Here is a 22,615-nt window from a genome sequence, read left to right on the forward strand (position 1 = left end):
GGGACGTGGATGGCGTACCTTCCCGAATGATCCTGTGATGGTCACCGAGTAGGCCCGCGTTGGCGCGCGGGTCGGGAAGGCACGCCCGTGCTCAGCGTAGTCACCGCCGACGGCACCACCGAGTCCGGCGCCCTGATCGACGAGATCGTCCGCGAAGGCGCCCGCCGGATGCTGGCCGCCGCTCTGGAGGCGGAAGTCAACCAGTACATAGCTGAGTTGACCGCCGAACGGGACGAGCGCGGGCACCGCCTGGTGGTCCGCAACGGCCACCACCAGCCGCGAACCGTTACCACGGCGGCCGGCGCGGTTGAGGTCATCGCGCCACGCGTCAACGACCGCCGCGTCGATGAGGCCACCGGCGAACGCAAGAGGTTCTCCTCCAAGATCCTGGCCCCGTGGTGCCGCAAGTCGCCGAAGGTCTCCGAGGTTCTGCCGCTGCTCTACCTGTACGGACTTTCCTCCGGTGACTTCGTTCCCGCGCTGGAGCAGTTCCTCGGCTCGGCGGCCGGACTGTCGCCGGCGACCGTGACCCGGCTGACGAAGCAGTGGCAGGACGACCACACCGCCTTCCAGGACCGCGACCTGTCTGACCGGGACTTCGTCTACGTGTGGGCCGACGGCGTGCACCCCAAGGTGAGACTCGGCCAGGCGCACTCGTGCGTACTGGTCCTGCTCGGCGTGCGATTGGACGGCACCAAGGAGCTGATCGCGCTCGCGGAGGGACTGCGGGAGTCGACCGAGTCGTGGGCCGACCTGCTGCGCGACTGTCGCCGTCGCGGTATGCGCGACCCCGAGCTGGTCGTCGGCGACGGCGCGATGGGCCTGTGGATGGCCCTGGCCGAGGTCTTCTCCGCTGCCCGGCACCAGAGGTGCTGGGTCCACAAAGCCCGAAACGTCACGAACGCCTTGCCAAAGTCCGCACAGCCAGGCGCAACGAAGGCCCTGCAGGAGATCTACAACGCCGAGGACCGCGCCCACGCAGACAAGGCGATCGAGGCGTTCGCGAGGACCTATGGCACGAAGTGGCCGAAGGCTGTCGCAAAGATCACCGATGACCGCGATGAGCTGCTGGCGTTCTACGACTTCCCGGCCGAGCACTGGATCCACCTGAGGACCACGAACCCGATCGAGTCGACATTCTCCACGGTCAAGCTCCGCACCAAGGTCACTCGCGGGGCCGGCAGCCCGGCCGCCGCCCTCGCCATGGTGTTCAAGCTCGTCGAGTCAGCCCAGGACCGCTGGCGCGCAATCACCAGAGCACACCTTGTCCCCCTGGTCCGTGCGGGCACCCGGTTCGAGAACGGCATCCTGGTCGAACGTTCGCAGGTCGCTGCCTGATCTTGTGGCGGCTGTCCAGGATAGGCAAACACTCAGACAAGAGTCTGGCTGCCACGACAGAGGTCAGCCGGATTGTGCAGCCTCGCGCTGACGGAGCAGGTCGTAGCCCACGAACTCGAACAGCCGGGTGCCGGTGCGCAGGGGTCGAGGCGTGCCGGTGAACCGGTGCACACCGACCCCGAAGCCGGCATCCGGTTCCGACAGCCACTTCAGTTCGAAACCCTGCGCAGAGAACCAATCGCAGATCATGGGCACTCGGTCCGGGGTGGCACGGTTGCGGGTCCAGATGACGGTGCCACCGGTCTTGCACAACTGGCTGCAAGCGCCGATGGTGTGCTCGATGTCGCTGTCGGTGATGTTTCCGAAGACCCCGCAGATCAGAACGAGGTCCGCGGGGGTCATGTCCCGGTACTGGTCGATGAGGGAGGCGTCACCCGTCACCACCTCGACCTGGTCCAGCTTTGCCAGGCGGGCCGTCTCCGAAGCCGCGGCAGTGTTGCGGGCGTCCAACTCGACAAGCCTCGTCCGCACCTCGTGGCGGCGCGGATGATCGGACAGGACTTGGAGGAGGTCACGACCGTCCCCGGCGCACAGGCTGATCACTTTCAGCGGCCCGGCCGGGGCATCGTCCAGGGCAGCCCGGGTCTGCGATTGAACGGTCCGCAGCCTCCGTGCCATCCAGGAGTCCGCTACGTCGTACTTGTCATGCCAGCCATTCCAGTCCATTGCCGCACCCTACGGCTGACTACGAGCCGCAGACGATCCAATTTCGATCACCGCAGCGCAACCGCTGAAGCGGCCGCAAAGAGTCACAACCCGTCAGGTCGCGGAGGTCACGTCCGCAGTCATCGGGACAACCATCGAGCGGGCCATCCACAGGTCTTGACAATTACTCCCGCGCACCCAGTTCGACGGCAAGATTTCTTGCCTGCTGTGTCGTCCACGCCCCCGTGGGGTGGGCGGTTACGCCGGCGATGTGCAGCTTGCGTGTCCCGTGCTCGAGGAACACCAGCGCGTACACCTGGCGCAGGTCGACCAGGCCGATGTGTAGGAAGTCGCAGGCGACGATGCCTTTGGCCTGCGCGGTCAGGAACTCACGCCACGTCGGCCCGCTGCGTCTGGGGGTCGGATCTTTGCCGGCCGCCGTCAGGATCTCCCAGACCGTCGTCGAGCCGACCGGATGCCCGGGCCGAGCCGGTTCGCCCTGGATCCGACGGCAGCCCCACCTCGGATTCTCCTTGGCCAGCCGCACCACCAGAGCCTTTACCGCCCCCGCCATCATGGGTCTGCCGGACCTGGTCCGGCGCTTGCTGCAGTCCCACTCCCGAGTGGTCAGTCTGCGGTGCCACGCCAACAGCGTCGCGGGCGTCACCGGGAACACCTGCGCCCACCGACGCCGCGGGATCAGCGAGGACAGTGCCGCGAGCCATAGCCGATCCGCCGGCTTGTACCGCACAGGACCGGTGAGTTGCCTGCGCAGCACCGAGTTCTCGTGGCGCAACACCAGCAATTCCGCGTCCTTGGCCATGTCACGACGCATCAGCACCGCCGGGACCGTGAGGAGCTTGCGTACCACCCGATACATCAGTGAGACGATCACCCGGACAGGGTTCCAGCAGACCCTGATGCCGCGCCAGACGCCTACCATCAGCAGCGATGAGTTTCCGAACCGGACAGGATCGCGGCCACGTCCATCGCCTCGACCGCCCGCCGACTCCACCGTCCCGGGGAGGCGTCCGGCGCCAGCACCAGCCCGGCGTGGTGTGCCCAGGGGGTGGCTGCGACCGGGACCTTGAGAGGTCCGGCGGCCTTGCCCGTGTCGTACTCACTACGTCGTGCCAAGGGCTTCCTCTCCGGGTGGCGGTGCACGCCTCAAGGGCAGGTGCAGATTGCGGGCCGTCGCGCAGGCCCGCCCGGCCCGCTGGCGGCATCCCGCTTCGACTGCGGGCGTGGGCGGCTGTGAGGACGGTGTCGACGTATCGGGGTGGCCAGTGCGGCGAGGTCGTCACTGACATCAAGCAGACGTGGCCAAACCTCAGAATTCACGGTTGTCACGCGGCTCGACGTACGGCTCCTCCTTGGAGGGGTGGCCGCCCGCGATAGCCCGCGCACGTTCGGTCTCCGCATTGAATTCAAGTCCCAGGAGAAGGGCGATATTGGAGATCCAGAGCCAGATGAGGAAGATGATGATGGCCGCGAAGGTGCCGTAGGTCTTGTTGTAACTGCTGAAGTGGGCGACGTAGACCGCGAAGGCGGCGGAGGCGACGAGCCAGAGGCCGACGCTCAGCAGGCTGCCGCGCGTCACCCATCTGAAGCCGTGCCGGACGTTCGGCGCTGCCCAGTGCAGGACCGCGACCACGAGTGCGAACAGGACAACCATCACGGGCCACTTGGCGTAGTTCCAGACGGTGACCGCGGTGTCGCCCAGGCCCAGGACGCTTCCGGTCCTGCTGGCTAGCTTTCCGGTGAAGACGATGCCCACCGAGATGGCGGCCAGCATGACGACGATGAAGACGGTGATGGCCAGGCGGGTCGGGAGGGTCTTCCAGACCGGGCGGCCCTCGCCGATGTCGTAGACCGCGTTGCCGGCTCGCATGAAGGCCGCCACGTAGCCGGAAGCGGACCACAGGGCGACGACGATGCCGACGACCAGGGCGATCACCGCCGACCCCTGGTTGTTCTGCACCTGTTTCACGATGCTGGTCAGTACGGTGCGTACCGGCCCCGGCGCGAGGGTGGTGATGTTGTCGGTCAGCGACCTGACCGCGGATGGGCCCAGCAGGCCCACGATCGACACCAGCGCCAGTATCGCCGGAAAGATCGCCAGCACTGCGTAGTAGGTGAGTGCCGCGGCCAAGTCGGCCAGGTTGTCAGCCTTGTATTCCTTGACCGTGCGACGCAGGATCCCGCGCGAGGCCCCCTGCGGCAGATTCGACGGCTTCGCGGGGGCAGTCTCCGCACGATGCGCGGCTTCGTGAGCGGCGTCGCCGCGCTCCGGACCGTCCTCCGCCATCGTTCACCCTCCTGGCGCACCCGCATTCCGAGTCCACCTGAGTCGTTCGGTGGCCGACGATTCACCCTGCGCGTCGACCCCTTGCGCGAGAGCGGGCGACGCCGATCCTTCTCATCAGATAGCGGCGGGTTGAACCCTGCAACCGCGGATCGGCCACCGGAGCACCCCGGGGCTGCGCCTGCCGCTCGCGCAGTCGGCAGGGGATCAGGCGCCGGTTGGTGAGTGCCGGGCCAGGAGGCGTTGAGCGGCGCTGATAGTGGTTCGGGTGACGCGGCCGCCCAAGGCGGACCGGGCGGCGTTGGTGCGGGCCCCCTGCGGCCCGCGGGTGCGCAGCAGCCGTTCGTAGATCAGGCCGTGTTGGGCCGTCAGTTTCGCCGTGGTGTATCCGCTGACGCCGGCGGCGATCCGGTCGGCCTCCACGACGGCGACCGAGCGCCCCGACTCTGCCGCCTCCCACGCCGCGCTCAGGCCTGCGATACCGCCACCGACCACCGCCACGTCCACGGTGACGTCGGCGGTCAGTGGCGCGAAACGCGTGGAGTCGGTGCTGCTCATCCAGTACGACTCGGCGGCCCCGGGCAGTGCTCCGTTGTTCGGCATGCCCTGCGCGTTCCCTTTCCCGCGGGCGCCACCCGCGCCCCGCCGCGGATTCCCCCGCACAGCCGTACGCCGCTGCCGGGCGGGTGGTGTGGCGTTCGCGGGGCACGCGGACAGCCAGATGCCGCCGAGACGATCGCGAGGATCTGCTCCATGTCCACCGAATACATGACGACGCCACGCGGGGGTCGGGAATGAAGGCCGCGGCGCTCGCGTACAAGCCGGTCGGGCTGCTGCTCGGCGCGGTCAACGGGGCCGTGGCAGGGGCGGTGTTCCGGCAGTCCTGGAAGCTGGTGACCCACCAGGAGGACGCGCCGGACGCCACCGACAAGGACCGCGGCTGGCAGGAGATCCTGCTCGCGGCCGCTGTCCAGGGCGCCATCTTCGCCGTGGTGAAGGCGACGGTGGAACGCGTCGGTGCGCACGCCGTGCAACGCGTGACGGGGAACTGGCCGCAGTGACGCTGCCCGCGGCCCCTGGCGGCGACCTGTCAGAAGCACTTGGACCCGTTCGGCCCTGGCGGGGCGCGACCCCCCGGAAGCGCGGAGAGGATGAGGCATGACCATGCCCGAGTCACCCGGCGACGACGCGGCCGGACCGGCGTCATCCGACGCCGTCGGAGCGGTGCTCTTCGACGTCGACGGTACGCTGATGGACACCGTCTACCTGCATACGGTTGCCTGGTCCGAGGCGCTGAGACAGCAGGGCGCGCAGGTCGCCATGGCGCGTATCCACCGGAGCATCGGCATGGGCAGCGACCACCTGCTCGACGCGCTCCTGGGTGAGGAGCGTGACCACGGCGGGGACGCGGCGCTCAGCGCCGCCCACGACACCCTTTACGCGCAGTACTGGTCCCGGCTGGCCCCGCTGCCCGGGGCGCACGACCTGCTGCGGGCTTGTGCCGCCCGCGGCTGGCGGGTCGTGCTGGCCTCGTCCGCCAAGAAGAACGAGGCCGAGGTGATGATCCGCGCGCTCGACGCCGGCGACGCGATCGCCGCGGTCACCACCGCCTCCGACGTCTCGTCCAGCAAGCCGGCCCCCGACCTGGTCGAGCAGGCGCTGGACAAGGCCGGTGTTCCGGCCGAGCACGCGGTCTTCGTCGGGGATGCCGCCTGGGACGGGCAGGCCGCGCGCAGGGCAGGGGTCCGCTGCCTGGGCGTGCTCACCGGCGGCTGGACCCGGCAGGAGCTTCACGAGTCCGGGATGGAAACCGTCTACGACTCCCCGGCCGAACTGCTCACCCGCCTCGACGACAGTGTCCTCGCCGCCCCTCCGGACAGGGCCTGAACGCCTTCAGCGCAAGGAAAGGTACCGCCGTGACCCGCTACGGATATTTTCTCTCCTCCGAGGAGTTCACCCCGGGTGAGCTTCTCGACCAGGCCCGCATGGCGCAGGAGGCCGGTTTTCAGGGGCTCGCCATCTCGGACCATTTCCACCCGTGGAACGACGAACAGGGGGAGAGCGCCTTCGTCTGGTCGATGATCGGCGCCCTGTCCCAGGTGACGTCGCTGCCGATCACCACGCTGGTGACCTGCCCCACGATCCGCATCCACCCGGCGGTCAACGCGCAGGCCGCGGCCACCGCCGCCGTGCTCACCGGTGGAGGCTTCCGCTTCGGGCTGGGCAGCGGCGAGGCGCTGAACGAACACATCCTCGATGACGACTGGCCCGACGCCGACGTGCGTCTGGAGATGCTGGAGGAAGCGGTGGAGGTGATCAGGAAGCTGTCCACCGGTGAGCGGGTCACGCACCGCGGCACCCACTACGCGGTGCGGAACGCGCGCCTCTACACCCTCCCCGACCAGCCGGCGCCGCTGTACATCTCCGGATTCGGCCCGCGCGCGGCGGAACTGGCCGGGCGGATCGGCGACGGGTTCGTGACGATGCAGCCCGACGCCTCCCTGGTGGAAACCTTCCGAAAAGCGGGTGGCGCCGGGAAACCGGTCGTCGGCGGCCTCAAGGTCTGCTGGGACACCGACCGGCACCGCGCGGTCACGACCGTGCACCGGCTCTGGCCGAACGAGCAGCTCCCCGGCGAACTGCCGCAGATCCTGCCGACGCCGGAACACTTCCAGCAGGCGAACGCCCTCGTCACCGAGGACATGATCGCCGAGGCGGTCGTCTGCGGTGACAACGCCGACGAACACATCGAGGCGGTCACCGCCTACACCCGGGCCGGATTCGACGAGGTGTACGTCGGCCAGATCGGCCCGGACCAGCGGCAGTTCTTCGACTTCTACAGGAACGACATCCTGCCCCGGCTCACCGCCACGGCGCCCGCCGACCCTCAGCCATCACGGTAGCGGTATACCACGTCGACCCCCACGCCTCACCTGGCCCGCAAACGCTGTCCGGCCGGCGAGGAGACCGCCAGATCCCTTGCGTTGCCACTGCCTGCCCGGTACCCGGCTCCTCGCGCCGTCGTCAGGAGCGGGCGAACCGGGCCGCGCGATAGGGCGCGGCGGCGCTGCGGCAGCCCTTCGCCACCTTGGCCGGCGGGCCCGCCGCGACGACGCGCCCGCCCGCGTTGCCGCCGCCCGGCCCGAGGCCGATGCCCCAATCGGAGGTGGCGGCCTCGGCAAGGTCGTGCTCGCGGGTGCCCAGCCCAAGGAGTGAGCGGCGGGGGCGCGGACGTCAGTGCCGCTTTGCGTGAGGTTCGGCGGCCAGATTGACCCCGTCGTCACCAGGCGTCTTCCGACAGGAGTGGGCCGAGGGGACCGAGGTGCAGTCGGAGGTCCTCGCGGCGCAGGCCGTGCGCGGCGCAGAGCTCGTCCATGCGGCTGTCGAGCAGCATGAGGGCGGTACCGATGCGCTCCTCCTGATCGTCCGTGAGGGTGCCCTGGTCGATCCGGCGGATCGCCTGGCGTTCCATGAGCTGACGCAGGAGCTCGACCACGGTCAGGACCAGGGACGCCAGGTCCTGGGCGGCACGCCGGGGTTCGAGGTCGATGCGGGCTTCGGTCACAGCGGCCCTCCGTCGCCCCAGGGGGTGGGAACGCGCTCGTTCGCCGTGGATGCGCTGGTGGCCCCATCCTGGGTTGTCGGCAGCCATGCGCAGGATCAGGGTTTTGACGGCGGTGGCCGTGGGCGAGCGTCCGGGTGGGCGTTGCCGGCTGTAGCCCCATTTCTTGGCTACGAGTTTGCGGTGCCAGGCGAGCAGTGTGGAGGGGGTGATCGGGAAGGCCTGGGCCCAGCGGCGGCGCGATATCAGGTGCGCGAGCGCGGCGAACCACAGTCGATCGGCTGGTTTGTAGCGCACGCGCGGGATTTGTCGGCGCAGGACCGCGTTCTCGTGCCGCAGCACCAGTAGCTCCGCCTCTTTGGAGATGTCACGCCGCAGCAGCAACGCGGGCAGGGAGAGCAGACGACGGGTTACGGCGTACACCGTTGACGTGATCACGAAGCATGGTCCCAGGCGAGCAAGAGTCGCAGCTGAGGGACCTGGGCTCCGGGTTCTTCACGGTGGCGGGCTACAGAACCAGGCGCGATTCGTGCTTTTGAGCCCCACAGGTTCGCAAGGGACTGGCTGATTGTGGTGTGCGGTCGAGATAGGACGATGTCTCAGTTGGCGATGGAGCCCTGCCTACAACTCGTACCAATCGCTCAGTTCACCAGGCATCCTTGTCTGGATGAAGTCGTGAACGATGTCCCGCTCAAGCCGTCCTCGCTCTACATCTGGCCAGCTCGGCGTGAAGTTGGGAAAGGGCTCACTGCGCCGGGAACGGGGCGCCCCAGGGCTCTTCCTCCAGGAGGAGCCCGTTGGCCAGGTAGCTGATGGTTCGGTACCAGCCGGCCAGCACGAGGAACTCCAGGAGTTGGGCGTCTTCGTAGTGGGCGCTCAGGGAATCCCAGGCCGGTTGTGAGAGTTGTGCTGTGTCGTGCAGTTCGTCGACGGCGTTGAACAGTGCCGCATGACGAGGCAGCCACGCGGTGTGGGCTGCGCCGTCGATGTCGGTGGTGGCCTGGAGCTGTTCCTGGCTCAGTCCGGCCTGCTGGGCGAGGGTCGCGGCGTGTGCCCCCCATTCGTAGGCGCAGCCGGTGCGTGCGGTTACTCGGGCGATGATGATCTCGCGGTCGGTGGCGGGAAGAAGACCGCGGCTCAGTAGGCCAGCCCCCAGGGCGAACATGCGTGAGGCCAGTTCCGGGTTGTGGTGCAGTACCCGGAACAGCGTGAGCGGCTCGTGTGTCACGCCGGGAGGCATCCATCGGCGCAGTGCCTGGTCGATGGGCGTGGGATATGGCGGGGTGAGCGGTTCGATGCGCGGCATGGGCACCTCCTGCTTCGGTTTTCGAATCACTATGGTGCTTCGAAACCCGAAGCGCAAGGAGTGGGCGTGGAAGCCAGAACGCCTCGGCCGGGTTCACCGGCACGAGGTCCGATTCAGGGCGCCCGGTCATGGCTGCACTCGAGCCGCTCGGGCGGCGCTGGGCGCTGCGCATCCTGTGGGAACCAAGCCCCGGCAGGTTTCGAAAAGTTGCAGCGCCGTTGTGAACGCACGTCATCGAGCGTGCTCAGTACCCGGCTGGGCGAGCGGACTGGCGCCCGCGTGCTCACTCTGCACGGCGACGCCCATCACCTTGCCCAGCTCGGCGAGGACCTACTGCCGGCGGAGGTTCCGAGTGTGCCGTCAACCCAGACCGCCTGGGCGTCACCCGGCGGAACCCCTCTCGGGCGTCCCGTCGCCCACGGCGTCGGGACGCGAGGTGCCGTCGGCAGGCCGCTCGCTGTTGCGGTGCGCCGGTTGCGGGTCGAGCATCTCCGCCCAGCGCTCCGACCACTGGGCGAGGGGGCCGAGTGCGAGGCAGGCATCCCGCCCCAGTGGAGTGAGCTCGTACCGGCTGTCGGGTAGTTGGTGAATTACGTGGGCATCCAGCAGTTCGGTCAGGCGCTGCCGCATCACGCTGGAGGACATGTCGTCGCACTGCTTCTGCAGTGGGCGGAACCCAAGGGGGCCCCCGCGCAGCTCCCAAAGGATGCGCAGGCTCCACCGCCGTCCGAACAGGTCGAGTGCGGCCATGAGGGGGCGACCGGTGGTCGAACCGCGAACTGGCCTGCGGGGTTTTGGGGTTGGCATGGCGTGGAGTCCAGCCTCCAAGGTTGATGCTTCGGATTCCGAAACGCTACCATCGGCGATCGCTTCGGAAAACGAAACGAAGGGGGCCGTCGTGGCAACCGCCCACCCGTGTCGCACCGCACCGTGCGCTGCGTAACCCCACGATCACCGCCTGGGAGCACTACCTGCGCTGCAACTGCGTCAGTGGTGGTGACCGCCAGGCTCAACGCCCACTCGGAGTTGGAGACCAGATGACTACGACACAGTTTCCCTCGGCTGGGGGACGAACCGCCGTCGCCGCTGCCCTGGCCGAGGACGCCTCGGGGAACGACATCACCACCGCGTGGAGCGTTCCCGAAGACCTGGCGGCCACGGCCGAAGTCCGCACCCGGCAGAGCGGCATTGCCGCCGGCCTCCCCACGGTCGCCGAGGTCTTCGCGCAGGTCGATCCCGAGGTCGAGATCGAGGCGAGCGTCGCCGATGGCGCCCGGCTGACCGGCGGCGACGTCCTGTTGCGCCTGTCCGGTCCGGCGCGCAGCCTGATCACCGGCGAGCGCACGGCGCTGAACTTCCTGCAGCGCCTGTGCGGCATCGCGACACTGACCGACCGCTACGTCAAGGCCGTGGCCGCGACCAGGACCCGCATTCTGGACACCCGCAAGACGGCACCGGGCCTGCGTGCCCTCGACAAGTACGCGGTGACCGTCGGCGGTGGCCGCAGCGAGAAAGGCATCCGCTGGGGCGGACGCCCCCTCGGCGCTGTTGCCTGATGCGCGGCATGCCACCCCAGCGCGTCCGTCGGCAGTCGGTGCAGCAGGGCTGCCATGAGGCGTGCGGCGTATTCTGGTGGGAGGCTTGGGTGATCAGGCGCAGGCGGGCGTCGTGGGTGGATCCGGGGGCGCGACGTCGGCCTGCCGGTCGGCTCCACCACGGGTGCGCTCACCGAACAGCGCAGGGACGCTCTGGAGGCCATCGACCCGTCGTGGTGTCCCGCCTGGCCCGTCGCCTGGCAGCGCTGCTACTGCCGGTGCCGCGCTCTGATCACCGTCGGCGCACCCGTCCCCACCCGGCCAGGCCACCCTCCAAGGCGAAGGCCTCGGCGCATGGGTCCAAGCACAACGGCTCGGCTGGGACCAGCTCCTGCCCGCACAGGCCTGGATGCTGGAGAATCAGACGGGGTTGGACGAAGCGTTCTCGGCGAAGACGGACAAGGCGACCTGGTATGTCTCGAAGGCGCGGGCCGCTCCTGCGTAGACGCCGAGGTGGATGAAGAGGTCGACGATCTCGTCTTGAGTGACGTTGTTGTTGAGCGCGATGCGCAGCTGCCCGCGCAGCGGTTCGAAGGCGCCCAGCGTCGCGGCGATGGCGACGGAGACCAGGGATCGGTCGTGCGTCGACAGTGCGGTACGGGTCCATGAGTCCCCGAACGTGTGCACCGTCGCGACCTTGCGGAAGTCGGCTCCGGAGGCCGGTTCACCGGGGCTCATCGGGAGTTCCAGGCGCTGTCCCAGGAGTTCGCTTGCGGTGTCCAGCGCCTGCTCGTAGACGTCGTCGGTACTCATCTCTGCTCCTTGTCGGTCGGTGGTGCGGGGTGGTGGGCCGGCGGTCCTGGCCACCACGCGCCGTTCAGGGTTCGGCTGCGGGTCAGGGTGGTTCCCCACTCGCTGGGGTTGCTGCTCGCCGGGGCGGCGGGACGGCTGTTCGTCGCACGAGGCTGATTTCCATGCTCGCACCGTGTGCAATCGGTCTGCTCGGTCGGGTGAACCGTCCGGGCTACAGGGCGTGGATCGAATGTCCAGTCCGGACTGCGACGGCGGGGATCCCCCCATGGTCTTCGAGCGGCCCCTGGATCGTGGGCGGATCGGGAGCCGTGCGGGACGGGCCCTTCGTTCTCCGGCAGTCCGTCCCGCTGGGGTGTGACTACCGGGTGCGGGTGATGGACTTGTGCTCGACGTAGCCGGTCAGACCGGCCTTGCCGTACTCACGGCCGAGGCCGCTGGCCTTGTAGCCGCCGAAGGGGCCGTCGAAGCTGATCGGCGATCCGTTCAGCGTGACTGTGCCGGTGCGCAGCCGTCGGGCGGTGGCCAGGGCACGGTCGGGATCAGAGGTCCAGATACCGCCGGACAGGCCGTACTGGGAGTCGTTGGCGATGCGGACGGCGTCGTCATCGTCGTCGTAGGCGATGACGACCAGGACCGGGCCGAAGATCTCCTCCTGCGCGATGCGCATGCTGTTGTCGACGTCGGCGAACACGGTGGGGGTGACGTAGTTGCCCTTCTCCAGGCCTTCGGGGACGTGCCGGCCGCCGGTCACCAGGCGCGCGCCGTCCTCGATACCGATGTTGATGTAGTCGATGACGCGCTGCTGCTGGTCGCGGCGGATCATCGGGCCGATGAAGGTGTCGGGAGCGGAGGGGTCGCCGACCTTCAGTGACTCGACCATCTCCTTCACCGCGGCCACGACCTCCTCGTAACGGCTGCGGGGTGCCAGGATGCGGGTCTGCAGGATGCACGCCTCGCCGTTGTTGCCCAGGGAGCCGAACCGCAGACCTTGCATCGCGGCCGTAAGGTCCGCGTCGTCCAGGATGAGTGCGGCGGACTTGCCGCCCAGCTCCAGGCCCACCCGCTTCAGCTGCTCGCCGGCGATGGAGGCGATACGGCGGCCGGCCCGCGTCGAACCGGTGAAGGAGATCTTGTCCACCCCGGCATGCGAGACGAGGTACTCGCTGGTCCGACGGTCCGCCGGAATGACGCTGAGCACGCCCTCGGGCAGGCCGGCCTCGTGCCAGAGCTCCGCCAGCAGGGCCATGCTCAGCGAGTTCTCCGGGGAGACCTTCAGCACGACGGTGTTACCGGCCAGCAGGGCCGGGACCAGCTTGGCGGTGGCGGCGGAAAACGGCGAGTTCCAGGGTATGACCGCGGCGACCACACCGATCGCCTCACGGCGCACGATGGTGTCGAAGGCCACCGACGGGTCGGACGGCGCGACGACCTCTTCCCAGCCGAACTCCTCGGCCGCTTTGAGGTAGGCGTTCACCTGGCGGGTCAGGAAGGGCTGGCCGACCTTGGTGAACCAGCCGGCTGAACCGTTCTCCGCGGAGATCGCCGCGGCGATCTCGTCGGCGCGGGCGGTACGCAGCGCGTCGTAACGGCGCACGACTTCCTGACGTTCTGCCGGCGTGGTGTGTGGCCACGGACCGTGGTCGAAGGCGGCGCGGGCCGCGGCGACGGCCTTGTCCACGTCGGTCGGCGCGGCCTGCGCCACGCGGCCGAGCACCGACTGGTCATGCGGGGAGAAGATGTCGAGCGTCAGCTCCGGGGCGCTGGGAGCAACCCAGGAACCGCCGATATACAGACGGTCACGCACAGTCATGTCTGTCATTCCTTCAAGTTCAGTGTCGGGTGAGGAAGGGGGAGGGAGATGGGGAGGCGCGCAACCGCAGGTGCGCGCCCCGATCGGTGCTGCGCCGGCAGACGAGCTGCGGGTGCGGCCGGGGAATACGCTGCCGTCGGCCGTGGCCGCACGCTCTGGGGCGTGCGCCCGGCAGCTCGCGGAAGTTCGTCGTGGTGATGTCGCTGGCAGCCGGGCAGGGGCTGACGCGGCCCAGAATCGGGCTGGCAGGCGGATCGCTCCCGGTCAGCCCTTCTTGGGCGGGCGGACCATCTGGGCGACCGCGGAGTCGGCGAAATCACCGAGTCCGTCGCGGTCGGTGGACACGCTGAGCTCATGCCACTCCGCGTCCTCCACAGCGCGTGCCCGGGCGATCTGCGGGGCGAGCCAGGCCGCGTCGGAGCCAGAAGAAGCCGCGTCGGCGGGGCCGGCTCCTCGGTGAGACGCAGGATCACGGCGGCCATCTTGGTCGGGTCACCACGCTGCACGTCGGGGTTGTTGTTGTAGGTTCGAGCGAAGGCCCCGACTGTTTCCTCGTACTCGTCGTGGATGTCCGGTACCGGCATCGGGGCGGCTGCCCAGGGGGTGCGGATGCCGCCCGGCTCCACCAGCGTGACGCGGATCCCGATGGGGCCGACCTCACGCGCGAGGATCTCGGTGAACCCGCCCAGCGCCCACTTCGACGACTGGTAGGCGCCCAGACCGGGCTGGTTGCGCCGGCCTCCGATGGTGGAGAGGTTGATGATGCTGCCCGAACGACGCGGGCGCATCACCGGAAGCACGGCGCGGACCGTGTTGACCGCGCCGAAAAAATTGACGTTCACATCGCGGTGGAACTCGTCCTCGGGCATGTCCTCGATCGAGCCGACACTTCGGGCGCCGGCGCTGTTCACGAGCACGTCGACGGCTCCGAACTCGGCGACCGCGTGGGCGACCGCGTCACGCGCGGAGGCCGGGTCGGTCACGTCCAAGGCGCGTACGCGCAGCCGGTCACGGTGCTCCTGGGGGACGGGCACCGCGTCGGGCACCAGGTCGGTCGCCACCACGTTGTGGCCGGCGGCGAGCGCCACCGTGACGACACGGCCGCCCAGGCCCCCAGCGGCACCGGCTATCAGAAAGGTCTTGGTCATTGTTTCTCGCTCCTCCTGGAATCGGTGGCCGGCGGGGCGGGGCGGTCGGTCGGCGCGGGCGGCCCGGGGATCCGGTGCTTCGACCGGCTCGCTGCCGCGCCCGCACACTGCCGTCAGGTGGTGGGGTAGTCCGTGGAACGGCTGACCTCGGCCCACTTGTTGGCCTCGGCCAGACGGCCTTCCTCCGAGCTGATCGCGATCCCCAGGGCGTCGCTGCCGAGCAGCAGCCGACGCGGGGGCTCCTCGGCATCCACGGCGCCGATGATCGCGCGGGCCATGCGGTCCGGGTCGCCGGGCTCGTTGCCGGCGTAGTCCGCGAACCGGGCCAGCCACAGGCCCACAGTCTCCTCGTAGTCGGGGGTTATGGGACCGGAAGGCTCCGCCGCACCCGCAGCCCAGCCGGTGCGGATGCCGCCCGGCTCGACGATGGTGACGTGGACACCGAACGGTGCCACCTCGTTCGCCAATGCCTCGGAGAACCCCTCGACGGCGAACTTCGCGGTCTGGTAGGCGCTCAGGCCAGGCGTACCACCCACACGTCCGCCGATTGAGGAGATCTGCACGATGTGCCCGGACCGCTGGCGGCGCATGACGGGAAGGACCGCCCGGGTCATGTTGACCACGCCGTACAGGTTGGTATCGACCTGCGCGCGGAACTCGTCCTCGGGGAAGTCCTCGATCGAGCCGCTGGTGGCGTAGCCGGCGTTGTTGACGACGACGTCAACCGATCCGAACCGCTCCACCGCCGCGGCCACCACGCCCCGGGACTGGAACGCCGAGGTGACGTCCAGCGCAACCGCCTCCAGCTGGTCCGGGTGCTCGGCCCTCAGGGAAGCCAGCGCCTCAGGCTTGCGGGAGGTCACCACAACGTTGTCGCCGGCCCCCAGGGCCGCGAGCACCAGGGCCCTGCCCAGGCCCTGCGAGCCCCCCGTGATCAGCCAGGTCCGTGCCATGACGCGTGCCTCGTTTCGTCACCTGCTTCACCGCCCCGAACGGGACAGCAACTCCACTGTAGACAAAATCTGCCTAATTGCAACATCGATGATGCATTAAATTCTGGTGCCACATCTCATGTGAGGATGTTAGTCAGCTAAGTGGAGCCCATGCGTAGAATGGCGGCATCATGAGAGCTGACGCCGCGCGTAACCTGACTGCCGTCCTCCATGCCGGAGCTCGACTCCTGGCGGAGGATCCGGGCACCTCCATGGCGGCCATCGCCGGCGCCGCCGGAGTGGACCGGACGACCATCCACCGCCGCTTCGCAAACCGTGAAGCCCTGCTCAGCGCCGTTTTCCAGGCCAAGCTCGACTCCGCCGAACGCGTTCTGGACGAAGCCCGCCTGCTCGAGTCCCCCCTGCCGGTCGCCCTCCACCGCTACCTGGAGGGGATCATCCCCGTCAGTCGCGAATGGCCGGTCGACATGCGCCTGATGATGCAGAAAGACCCCGCCGCCCGGGGCCGCCGGGAGGAGCAGAGTGCGCGCCTCGACGCCTTCATCCGCCGCGCGCTGGACGAGGGCTACCTGCGAGCCGGCGTCGACGCGGCCTGGGCACGGACAATCCTGGACGAACTCGTCGACACCGTCGCCCACCGGTTCCCCGACCTGGAACCCCCGCAGGCCGCCGATCTTGTCGCCGCCACCCTCCTGAACGGCCTCGGCGCGACCTGACACCATCACCCACCGCGGAACAGGGCAGGCCCGACGACCGCGACAGCAGCATGCGGCTCCCCTTGCAGTTCGGGCTTCTCGGGGGAATCTTGGTCACGGTGATGTTTTCGCTGGCGAAGACAGCATCGAACGCGGCGGTGAACTTGGTGTCGCGGTCACGGATGAGGTGGGTGAAATCGGCAGCCCTGTCGCCGAGGTGCCACAGGAGTTGCCGGGCTTGCTGGGTCGCCCAGGCGGCACTGGGGTGGGCGGTCACGCCGAGGATGTGAACGGTGCGGGTGCGGACCTCCATGACGAACAAGGCGTACAGACGCTGCACTGCGATGGTGTCCGCGTGAAAGAAGTCCGTGGCGAGCAGGCCGCTGGCCTGGGCTTTCAGGAACACCGCCCACTCGCCTCGGGCCGGCTGGTGTCGTGGTGCGGGTCCGAGGCCGGCTTGACGCAGGATGCGGCGGACGGTGGATGCGCTGACCTTGTGGCCGAGGCGGTGCAGTTCGCCGTGGACGCGGCGGGCGCCCCAGCGGGGATTCTCGACGCCGAGCCGGATGATCAGGTTGTGCAGCTCGTCGGATACCGGTGGCCGTCCTGGCGATCGGGGCTGGGTCCACTTCTGTTTGACCAGGTGCTGGTGCCAGGCCAGCAGGGTACGCGGAGAGACGATCCGGTGGCCGCGCAGGATCCGCGGCAGTAGCCGGGACAGAGCGGCGATCAGTGCGCGGTCGGGCCAGGTCGGCTTCGGGGCGTCGACTTGCCGGCGCAGCACTGCAACCTCGTGTCGAAGGACCAGTATCTCGGCGTTCTTGGCGGCGGAGGATCGGCACAGCAGGACAAGACAGGCGAAGATCCGGGTGGCGAGTAGGTAGACCATCTGTACGAGCACGTTGCGATGATGCCGGATGGTCGTCCGGTTGGGAGCATCAGACCAGGTCAGCAGTTGTGAAGGGATTTTGAAGCAGTACGGGTGGTCTGCCGGCGCACGGTCCAGATCCAGTTGGTCAGGTCGACGTCTTTCACGCTGCTCCCGCCGAAAATGTCATCCGTCAGGTCAGGCGGCATGTTGGTATTCGTGGAGGATGCCGCCGAGTCGGTTGCGTCGTCGGATGTCGAGGTGGTTGATCTGCCTCGTATTCGCGGCCGGTATCGGCGATGGTTGGTGGGGACGGGCGTTCGCGATGCCCTGGTGCGGTCGGTGGGCGTTGTAGTGGTCCTCGAACTCCCGCAGGGTGTGGAGCAGGTGGTGCTGGTTCCAGACCAGGGTGCGGTCGAGGAGTTCGCGTCGGCAGGTCTGCACCCACCGCTCCATGAGCGCGTTCATGCGCGGCATCCGGACGCCGCTGAGTACGACCTGGATCCCCGCGTCGTTCAGGATGGTGTCGAAAAGAGCGGGGAACTTCCCGTCCCGGTCGCGGATCAGGAACCTCGCCTGGCAGTCGGCGTCCTGGAGGTCCATGGCGAGGTTCTTCGCTGCTTGTGTCACCCATACCGCGGTGGGGTGGGCGGTGGTGCCGAGGATCCGGATCCGGCGGCTGGCGTGCTCGATCACCGCGAAGACATATAGTCGCGCCCCGGACAAGGTGACAGTCTCGAAGAAGTCGCAGGCCAGTAGGGCGTCGGCCTGGGAGCGCAGAGGGTCTGCCCATGTGCTGGAGGGCCGTTCGGGTGCGGGGTCGATGCCGGCGTCCTTGAGGATCTCCCAGACGGTGGATGCGGCGACTTTCACGTCCAGACGAGGAGTTCGCCGTGGATGCGACGGTATCCCCAGTTGGGGTTCTCTCGGGCGAGCCGCAGCACCAGGATCCGGATGGAGCGCACGGTTCGTGGTCGTCCGGGACGCTTCGGCCGGGACATGGCAGCGTGGCGGCGTGCGACAAGGTCGCGGTGCCAGCGCAGGAGCGTGTCCGGGCGTATCAGCAGCCGCAGTCCGCGCAGCACGTCCCGTGGCAACCGGTGCAGCAGGGCTGCCAGGAACGCGCGGTCGCTCGGTGTGAACCGGACTCGCTCGTCTCCGAGTTGGCGCTCAAGCGCCATGATCTGATGTCGCAGCACGACGATCTCCGTATCCCGTTCACGATCGCTCATGGGGAGCAGACGCAGCATCGCGAATGCGTTCGTCACGGTCAGGTAGGCCAGTCGAAGCAGCACAGTTGATCATCATTCCCTGTCATCACCGTGCGGGCCAGGGCCTTCGAGCGGCCGCCCTACCCGGACATGCCGCATCTCTCACACACCCTCCCACCAGGGCGGATGGGGTTATCGACAGGAGCAAGTCCGGCCAGGACGAAGTCGTCCTGGGACAGATTCGCCTGGAGCCTGCGCTCAGCGACGGCGACGTTGCCGTCAACTACTGCCGTCAGGACGCCAGAAGCCCCGCTGATGTCCCTTCAGCGGGGCTTCTGGCATGGATCCTGATTCTGACTGGGCTTCTTTAGTACGACACCCTACCAAAGTAGGTCGTCGCGGACCAGAGCCGCGACTGAGCTACGACTCCGTTCGAGGTACGAGTTCCTCGAAATCGCTTCGAGACATTCGCTCTACGGCTTGAGCGATATCAACACGAGTTACTCGAGGAACGACTAGCAGATTGGCTACAGCAAAGAATCCAGACTGCACTTCCTCGACAACCTCTTGCGCCAAGCGTGCAACGTCATAGACGGTCAGTTCGTAGGTAGCCCCAGGCAGTACCACCTTCACACCTACAAGGTACCCTTTCGCTTCCGACTCAGCTTCATACCCCGAAAGATAAGCGGGAAACTGCAGGTCATACACGCCACATCACCCACCCCTCTTTACCTCACCGTGTTTCTATTTTCGCCAGTTCCTTCGCATATTCTCCAGGAGTGAGATTCGCCCCTGGAGCTGGAACGATTTCGAAATGTCGAGGGGTCTTTCCCGCGCTGAATCACGCGGAGCGTACTCGGGAAACTCGACTCATCGATCTGATGCGGAATGAACCCCTTCGATGACACGCTCTCAGAGTTATCAAATACTGAAACTCCATGCGTTTCACGCACGAACCCAGTTTCAGCGTCAGTCTTATAGTCGTTGGGCCTCGGAACGAAAGTCGGCGGCACCCCCGGCCTGGCCGCCACGGAAGCACTCACCAGCAGCGGCGTTGTGGACGAGTATTGGCGTCTCGCCTGCCAGTACATAGTACGTGTGGAGCTGGTCGACGGTGAGGTTGTACATGTCCGCTTCGCCCGGGGCGATTCGGACTGCGGTGACGCGCACGTGGGTGTTGTGCACGGTTTCGAGGGCATGGCCGGGGATCAGTTGGCCGGCGAGCACCCATGCGTGGGACGTATCGTCCCAGAAGGGATGTTGTGCCGTGGTGTGCAAGATCGTGGCGTGGCCGGGTGCTGTTTCGACGGTGAGGTCGATGAGGTCCAGGTCGTGGTTGTAGGTGCCGAGAATACTGTCCGTGCAGGTCAAGCGGCGTGATGGTACTCGTGGATGATGCCGTTGAGGCGGTCGTGTCTGCGGACGTCGAGGTGGTTGATCCGGTCGGATGTGAGGAGTTCCGGGAGAGGGCGTAGGGGGGCGGCCCCCGCGAGGGTCCGGTGGGGTCTGTGTTCGTTGTGGAACTGCTCGTACTCGCGCAGGGCGTGCGTGAGGTGGGTTTGGCCCCAGATGAGGGTGCGGTCGAGCAGTTCGACTCGGCAGGAGCGGATCCAGCGTTCCATGAGCGCGTTCACTCGGGGCATTCTCACCCCGGTCTTGACGACCTCGACACCCTGATCGGCGACCACGGTGTCGAAGAGGGCCGGGTAGCGCACGTCGCGGTCGCGGACCAGGTAGGTGATCCGCGCTCCGGAGTCTTGGATGTCCATGGCCAGGTTGCGTGCAAGCTGAGTGACCCAGGCGGCGGTCGACTGCGTAGTGACGCCAAGGATGCGGACGCGTCGGGTGGCGTGTTCGATCACCGCAAGGACGGTCAGGGTCGCGCCGGTGAGGGTCTTGGTCTCGAAGAAGTCGGCCGCGAGGACGGCTTCGGTTTGGGAGCGGAGGAAGGCTGCCCAGGTGGTGTGCTGCCGGTCGGGTGCGGGTGGGATGCCGTGTTCTTTGAGGATGGTCCACACGGTGGAGGCGGCTACCTTGATGCCGAGTGCGCCGAGCTCGCCGTGTATGCGCCTGTAGCCCCAGCTGGGGTTCTCTCGCACGAGGCGCAGGACCAGGACGCGGATGGATCGCACAGTGCGGGGCCGGCCCGGGTGCTTGGGGCGGGAGGCTTTCGCGTGGCGGCGTCGGAGCAACTCGCGGTGTCAGCGAGGCAGGGTGTCCGGGGAGACGATCAGATGTAGGCGACGAAGCCGCTCCCTGGAAAGGCGGTGGAGCAGGGCCGCGAGGAGTGCCCTGTCGGACCAGGTGAGTTGGGGCTTGCCTATCTGGCGCTGCAGTACCACCAGTTGGTGGCGCAGGACCAGGATCTCGAGGTCTTTCTCGCGGCTGCTCATTGGCAGCAGTCGTATGAAGCTGACGGCGGTCGACAGGGTGACGTACGGCAGTCGCAGCACCACAGTCGAGCATCCTCGCAGCCGGCTGAGTCGGCTCCACGGGCAGCCTTCCCTGCATCGGACACTCAACTGCCACCGGGCACCGCTGACCCCGGACACCAGGGCTGTGCCAGCACGGATGCAATATCCGGCACCTACACCGCTATCGCTCCGCCGGGCGCGCGTCCGGCGCTCGGCCGCGCCGTCGCTCCTGTCTCCGCCCCGCTCGGCACGGCCCGCGCCGCGCGCGCCCGCGAGGGGGAGGCCGGCGGCACGAGGTGATCCCGCACAGCCGAGGCCAAGACGATGCCTCCGGCGGGGGCGCTCCGGCTCCGAGGTGGCCCCAACTCGCCGGCGTCTGCAGGTTCATCGTGGTGAGTGGGGGTGCTCCCATCCCACCTGCCATCGACCTGGGCAAGCCGAGCAGTCGCGGCCCAGGGCGTCAAGGTCGTTCGTCCAGCAGGGCGCTCCACCTTGACGCCCTGAGCCACGCCCGCTCCACATACGTGCGGGCCGACGGCAGACGGGATGGGAGAAAGGCCAGGCTAGGGCCGGTGCAGCGCATCGCACTGCGTCCTGTCAGTCTCTCCGCATGAACGATGTGTGGGAGACAGTTACCCCGGTAGAGCATGCGCTGTTGATCTGCGCGCAAGAGGCGTCCGGCATTCTCGCTTACGTCGAGGCCGACATAGATGATGGCGAGGACTACGAGCCAGTCGACCTAGTGAGCGGTGTACTCAGCCTGGTCGATCGCGGGTGGGTGCATGTGCACCGCATCGAACCCTGGACTGCACCGGACGGGCGCAGAGGAGCCGACTACGGCCCACCGATCCCTCGCGCCGAGATTCCCTCAGTTCTTGAGGATCCAGCGACCTGGGACGAGCCCCACGACTCAAGCTGGCTCGGTGCGATCACGCTCTCTTTCACCGACGCCTGGCGGGAACTTCACCGCCGGCGCTGATCCTCCCCAGGTGGACGGCTGGCAACGTGGGCTCAATCTCGCCCTATTACTCTCCGCTCACGGGCACACACACTCGAACGTATGGGGAGAGACCGCACCAACCAGGACCTTGTGTGCGAGGAGTGCCGCGACCCAGACCGGCCGGCATGCGGGCGGGGGACCATGCCGCTCGACGTCGTTCTATGCCAGCGGTGTTGGAACCGGTTGGCCAACGAGCTGGCGGAGATAGACGACGCCACAGCGGCCCCGTCGCCCGAACCGGATCCGGACGACGTCGAGTGGATCGAGCCCGAGGGATGCCCAAAGTGCGGCATGGAGGTGCGCACGATGCGCACCAACTACGACCGATGGGTGAACCTCTCGACAGCCCCCGTGCGGGCCAAGGAAGTACCGCGGCGCTACCGGTGGCGATTGGTGACACTGCCCGCTCGACACTCGGTCCACCCCGTCGCCCTGATCGCAGTTCGGGTCAGCGGACTCGAACCCATGCCGGACGACATGGTGATCCCCGCACACACACCTGAGTGCGAGCACCCAGCAGCCAAGGCCAAAGTGGAGGAGGCGTGGCGGGCGGACCGCGCCTGCCAGGCATGGTTGCCGCCCACCGTCGTGGAGTTCAAGGACTACGAGGACAAGGAGGAAACCCTGACGTGCCGGTCATCGCACGGATACGCTGCCGGCATGGACCCGAGCCAGGAACCCACTGGCCGCCTGTCGGACGAGGAGTTCCGTCAGTTCCTCAGCATGCTCCGGCGCTACCTGTGCCACGACTTGGACCAGTGGGAACTCCTCGTGACCCAGAGCGAGTACGGCCCGCTCTACGCGGTCTTCGCGAACAAGCTCCCGGAGGGCTGGCCCGAGGACATGTTCAGGCCCTTCTAGTCTTCTGAGTCAGGAGTTTTGTTCATATCTGTAGACTTGGCTTGTGGCGCGGACGGGTCGGCCGAAGGCCGAGTTGGTGTTGTCGGATGAT

The 22,615-nt window shown here is 67.8% G+C and carries 20 protein-coding genes and 4 pseudogenes; 8 read left to right on the forward strand and 16 right to left on the reverse strand.

What is annotated here, in order from left to right:
• Positions 1-87 precede the first annotated feature (87 nt).
• Positions 88-1,338 carry an IS256 family transposase gene (locus ACGFMP_RS31995; protein ID WP_393676874.1) on the forward strand — a complete coding sequence of 417 codons (1,251 nt, stop codon included), beginning with the start codon at positions 88-90 and terminating at the stop codon, positions 1,336-1,338.
• 63 nt (positions 1,339-1,401) lie between these two features.
• Here ACGFMP_RS31995 and ACGFMP_RS32000 read toward each other — a convergent pair whose 3' ends face one another.
• The 5 genes and pseudogenes from ACGFMP_RS32000 to ACGFMP_RS32020 form a co-directional block, all read right to left on the reverse strand.
• Positions 1,402-2,064, reverse strand: a complete 663-nt coding sequence (locus ACGFMP_RS32000; protein ID WP_393676876.1) for a class I SAM-dependent methyltransferase — start codon at positions 2,062-2,064, stop codon at positions 1,402-1,404.
• 169 nt (positions 2,065-2,233) lie between these two features.
• Positions 2,234-2,938 (reverse strand): annotated as a pseudogene (locus ACGFMP_RS32005) (integrase); the annotation flags it as partial.
• Between the two features lie 47 nt (positions 2,939-2,985).
• Entirely contained in the window at positions 2,986-3,180 is a 195-nt protein-coding gene (locus tag ACGFMP_RS32010) for a hypothetical protein (protein WP_393676877.1), read from the reverse strand.
• A gap of 193 nt (positions 3,181-3,373) precedes the next feature.
• Complete coding sequence (locus tag ACGFMP_RS32015) at positions 3,374-4,351, reverse strand: YihY/virulence factor BrkB family protein (protein WP_393676879.1); 978 nt, start codon at positions 4,349-4,351, stop codon at positions 3,374-3,376.
• Positions 4,352-4,555: 204 nt separating this feature from the next.
• Entirely contained in the window at positions 4,556-4,951 is a 396-nt protein-coding gene (locus ACGFMP_RS32020) for an FAD-dependent oxidoreductase (protein ID WP_393676881.1), read from the reverse strand.
• 191 nt (positions 4,952-5,142) lie between these two features.
• Here ACGFMP_RS32020 and ACGFMP_RS32025 point away from each other — a divergent pair, with 191 nt between their 5' ends.
• The 3 genes from ACGFMP_RS32025 (at position 5,143) to ACGFMP_RS32035 (ending at position 7,251) form a co-directional block, all read left to right on the forward strand.
• Positions 5,143-5,409, forward strand: coding sequence for a DUF4235 domain-containing protein (locus ACGFMP_RS32025; protein ID WP_393676883.1), 267 nt, complete (start codon positions 5,143-5,145; stop codon positions 5,407-5,409).
• A gap of 103 nt (positions 5,410-5,512) precedes the next feature.
• Positions 5,513-6,235, forward strand: coding sequence for an HAD family hydrolase (locus ACGFMP_RS32030; protein WP_393676910.1), 723 nt, complete (start codon positions 5,513-5,515; stop codon positions 6,233-6,235).
• Between the two features lie 29 nt (positions 6,236-6,264).
• Positions 6,265-7,251 (forward strand): TIGR03557 family F420-dependent LLM class oxidoreductase, encoded by a 987-nt coding sequence (locus ACGFMP_RS32035; protein ID WP_393676885.1) that lies wholly within the window; start codon positions 6,265-6,267, stop codon positions 7,249-7,251.
• A 377-nt stretch (positions 7,252-7,628) separates the two neighbouring features.
• Here ACGFMP_RS32035 and ACGFMP_RS32040 read toward each other — a convergent pair whose 3' ends face one another.
• From ACGFMP_RS32040 to ACGFMP_RS32050, 3 genes are all read right to left on the reverse strand, one after another.
• Complete coding sequence (locus tag ACGFMP_RS32040; RefSeq protein WP_393676911.1) at positions 7,629-7,913, reverse strand: gas vesicle protein K; 285 nt, start codon at positions 7,911-7,913, stop codon at positions 7,629-7,631.
• A gap of 742 nt (positions 7,914-8,655) precedes the next feature.
• Positions 8,656-9,216 carry a carboxymuconolactone decarboxylase family protein gene (locus ACGFMP_RS32045; protein WP_393676886.1) on the reverse strand — a complete coding sequence of 187 codons (561 nt, stop codon included), beginning with the start codon at positions 9,214-9,216 and terminating at the stop codon, positions 8,656-8,658.
• Positions 9,217-9,597: 381 nt separating this feature from the next.
• Entirely contained in the window at positions 9,598-10,023 is a 426-nt protein-coding gene (locus tag ACGFMP_RS32050) for a winged helix-turn-helix transcriptional regulator (protein ID WP_393676887.1), read from the reverse strand.
• A gap of 230 nt (positions 10,024-10,253) precedes the next feature.
• Between ACGFMP_RS32050 and ACGFMP_RS32055 the strand changes: the two genes are divergently transcribed.
• Complete coding sequence (locus tag ACGFMP_RS32055; RefSeq protein ID WP_393676888.1) at positions 10,254-10,772, forward strand: nicotinate-nucleotide diphosphorylase; 519 nt, start codon at positions 10,254-10,256, stop codon at positions 10,770-10,772.
• Between the two features lie 399 nt (positions 10,773-11,171).
• Here ACGFMP_RS32055 and ACGFMP_RS32060 read toward each other — a convergent pair whose 3' ends face one another.
• The 4 genes from ACGFMP_RS32060 to ACGFMP_RS32075 form a co-directional block, all read right to left on the reverse strand.
• Complete coding sequence (locus tag ACGFMP_RS32060; protein WP_393676890.1) at positions 11,172-11,564, reverse strand: carboxymuconolactone decarboxylase family protein; 393 nt, start codon at positions 11,562-11,564, stop codon at positions 11,172-11,174.
• Between the two features lie 358 nt (positions 11,565-11,922).
• Complete coding sequence (locus ACGFMP_RS32065) at positions 11,923-13,374, reverse strand: aldehyde dehydrogenase (protein ID WP_393676892.1); 1,452 nt, start codon at positions 13,372-13,374, stop codon at positions 11,923-11,925.
• A 5-nt stretch (positions 13,375-13,379) separates the two neighbouring features.
• Positions 13,380-14,522 (reverse strand): SDR family NAD(P)-dependent oxidoreductase, encoded by a 1,143-nt coding sequence (locus ACGFMP_RS32070; protein ID WP_393676894.1) that lies wholly within the window; start codon positions 14,520-14,522, stop codon positions 13,380-13,382.
• A 113-nt stretch (positions 14,523-14,635) separates the two neighbouring features.
• The gene (locus ACGFMP_RS32075) at positions 14,636-15,475 is read right to left on the reverse strand and encodes an oxidoreductase (protein ID WP_393676896.1); all 840 of its coding nucleotides are present in this window, start codon (positions 15,473-15,475) and stop codon (positions 14,636-14,638) included.
• Positions 15,476-15,645: 170 nt separating this feature from the next.
• On the opposite strand from ACGFMP_RS32075, the gene ACGFMP_RS32080 reads away from it, so the two are divergent.
• Complete coding sequence (locus ACGFMP_RS32080) at positions 15,646-16,191, forward strand: TetR/AcrR family transcriptional regulator (RefSeq protein ID WP_393676897.1); 546 nt, start codon at positions 15,646-15,648, stop codon at positions 16,189-16,191.
• A gap of 472 nt (positions 16,192-16,663) precedes the next feature.
• On the opposite strand, the pseudogene ACGFMP_RS32085 reads toward ACGFMP_RS32080, so the two are convergent.
• The 4 genes and pseudogenes from ACGFMP_RS32085 to ACGFMP_RS32100 form a co-directional block, all read right to left on the reverse strand.
• Positions 16,664-17,059 (reverse strand): annotated as a pseudogene (locus tag ACGFMP_RS32085) (transposase); the annotation flags it as partial.
• Positions 17,060-17,236: 177 nt separating this feature from the next.
• Positions 17,237-18,333, reverse strand: a pseudogene (locus ACGFMP_RS32090) (integrase core domain-containing protein).
• 891 nt (positions 18,334-19,224) lie between these two features.
• Entirely contained in the window at positions 19,225-19,620 is a 396-nt protein-coding gene (locus tag ACGFMP_RS32095; protein ID WP_393676899.1) for a polymorphic toxin-type HINT domain-containing protein, read from the reverse strand.
• Positions 19,617-20,705 (reverse strand): annotated as a pseudogene (locus tag ACGFMP_RS32100) (integrase core domain-containing protein). Before ACGFMP_RS32100 ends, ACGFMP_RS32095 begins: the two are co-directional and overlap by 4 nt.
• A 568-nt stretch (positions 20,706-21,273) precedes the next feature.
• On the opposite strand from ACGFMP_RS32100, the gene ACGFMP_RS32105 reads away from it, so the two are divergent.
• Entirely contained in the window at positions 21,274-21,642 is a 369-nt protein-coding gene (locus ACGFMP_RS32105; protein ID WP_393672762.1) for a hypothetical protein, read from the forward strand.
• 204 nt (positions 21,643-21,846) lie between these two features.
• Positions 21,847-22,524 carry a hypothetical protein gene (locus ACGFMP_RS32110; RefSeq protein ID WP_393676901.1) on the forward strand — a complete coding sequence of 226 codons (678 nt, stop codon included), beginning with the start codon at positions 21,847-21,849 and terminating at the stop codon, positions 22,522-22,524.
• Positions 22,525-22,615: the final 91 nt, after the last annotated feature.

It is taken from the genome of Streptomyces sp. NPDC049040 (genome assembly GCF_043197715.1).
In the GTDB taxonomy this organism is placed as follows: domain Bacteria; phylum Actinomycetota; class Actinomycetes; order Streptomycetales; family Streptomycetaceae; genus Actinacidiphila.

Bases quoted from the DNA above. Each gene is read 5' to 3' on its own strand.
- ACGFMP_RS32060 (WP_393676890.1), bottom strand. From the start codon at position 11,564: ATGAGTACCGACGACGTCTACGAGCAGGCGCTGGACACCGCAAGCGAA.
- ACGFMP_RS32000 (WP_393676876.1), bottom strand. From the start codon at position 2,064: ATGGACTGGAATGGCTGGCATGACAAGTACGACGTAGCGGACTCCTGG.
- ACGFMP_RS32065 (WP_393676892.1), bottom strand. From the start codon at position 13,374: ATGACTGTGCGTGACCGTCTGTATATCGGCGGTTCCTGGGTTGCTCCC.
- ACGFMP_RS32045 (WP_393676886.1), bottom strand. From the start codon at position 9,216: ATGCCGCGCATCGAACCGCTCACCCCGCCATATCCCACGCCCATCGAC.
- ACGFMP_RS32050 (WP_393676887.1), bottom strand. From the start codon at position 10,023: ATGCCAACCCCAAAACCCCGCAGGCCAGTTCGCGGTTCGACCACCGGT.
- ACGFMP_RS32015 (WP_393676879.1), bottom strand. From the start codon at position 4,351: ATGGCGGAGGACGGTCCGGAGCGCGGCGACGCCGCTCACGAAGCCGCG.
- ACGFMP_RS32055 (WP_393676888.1), top strand. From the start codon at position 10,254: ATGACTACGACACAGTTTCCCTCGGCTGGGGGACGAACCGCCGTCGCC.
- ACGFMP_RS32080 (WP_393676897.1), top strand. From the start codon at position 15,646: ATGAGAGCTGACGCCGCGCGTAACCTGACTGCCGTCCTCCATGCCGGA.
- ACGFMP_RS32030 (WP_393676910.1), top strand. From the start codon at position 5,513: ATGCCCGAGTCACCCGGCGACGACGCGGCCGGACCGGCGTCATCCGAC.
- ACGFMP_RS32070 (WP_393676894.1), bottom strand. From the start codon at position 14,522: ATGACCAAGACCTTTCTGATAGCCGGTGCCGCTGGGGGCCTGGGCGGC.
- ACGFMP_RS32105 (WP_393672762.1), top strand. From the start codon at position 21,274: ATGAACGATGTGTGGGAGACAGTTACCCCGGTAGAGCATGCGCTGTTG.
- ACGFMP_RS32075 (WP_393676896.1), bottom strand. From the start codon at position 15,475: ATGGCACGGACCTGGCTGATCACGGGGGGCTCGCAGGGCCTGGGCAGG.
- ACGFMP_RS32025 (WP_393676883.1), top strand. From the start codon at position 5,143: ATGAAGGCCGCGGCGCTCGCGTACAAGCCGGTCGGGCTGCTGCTCGGC.
- ACGFMP_RS32020 (WP_393676881.1), bottom strand. From the start codon at position 4,951: ATGCCGAACAACGGAGCACTGCCCGGGGCCGCCGAGTCGTACTGGATG.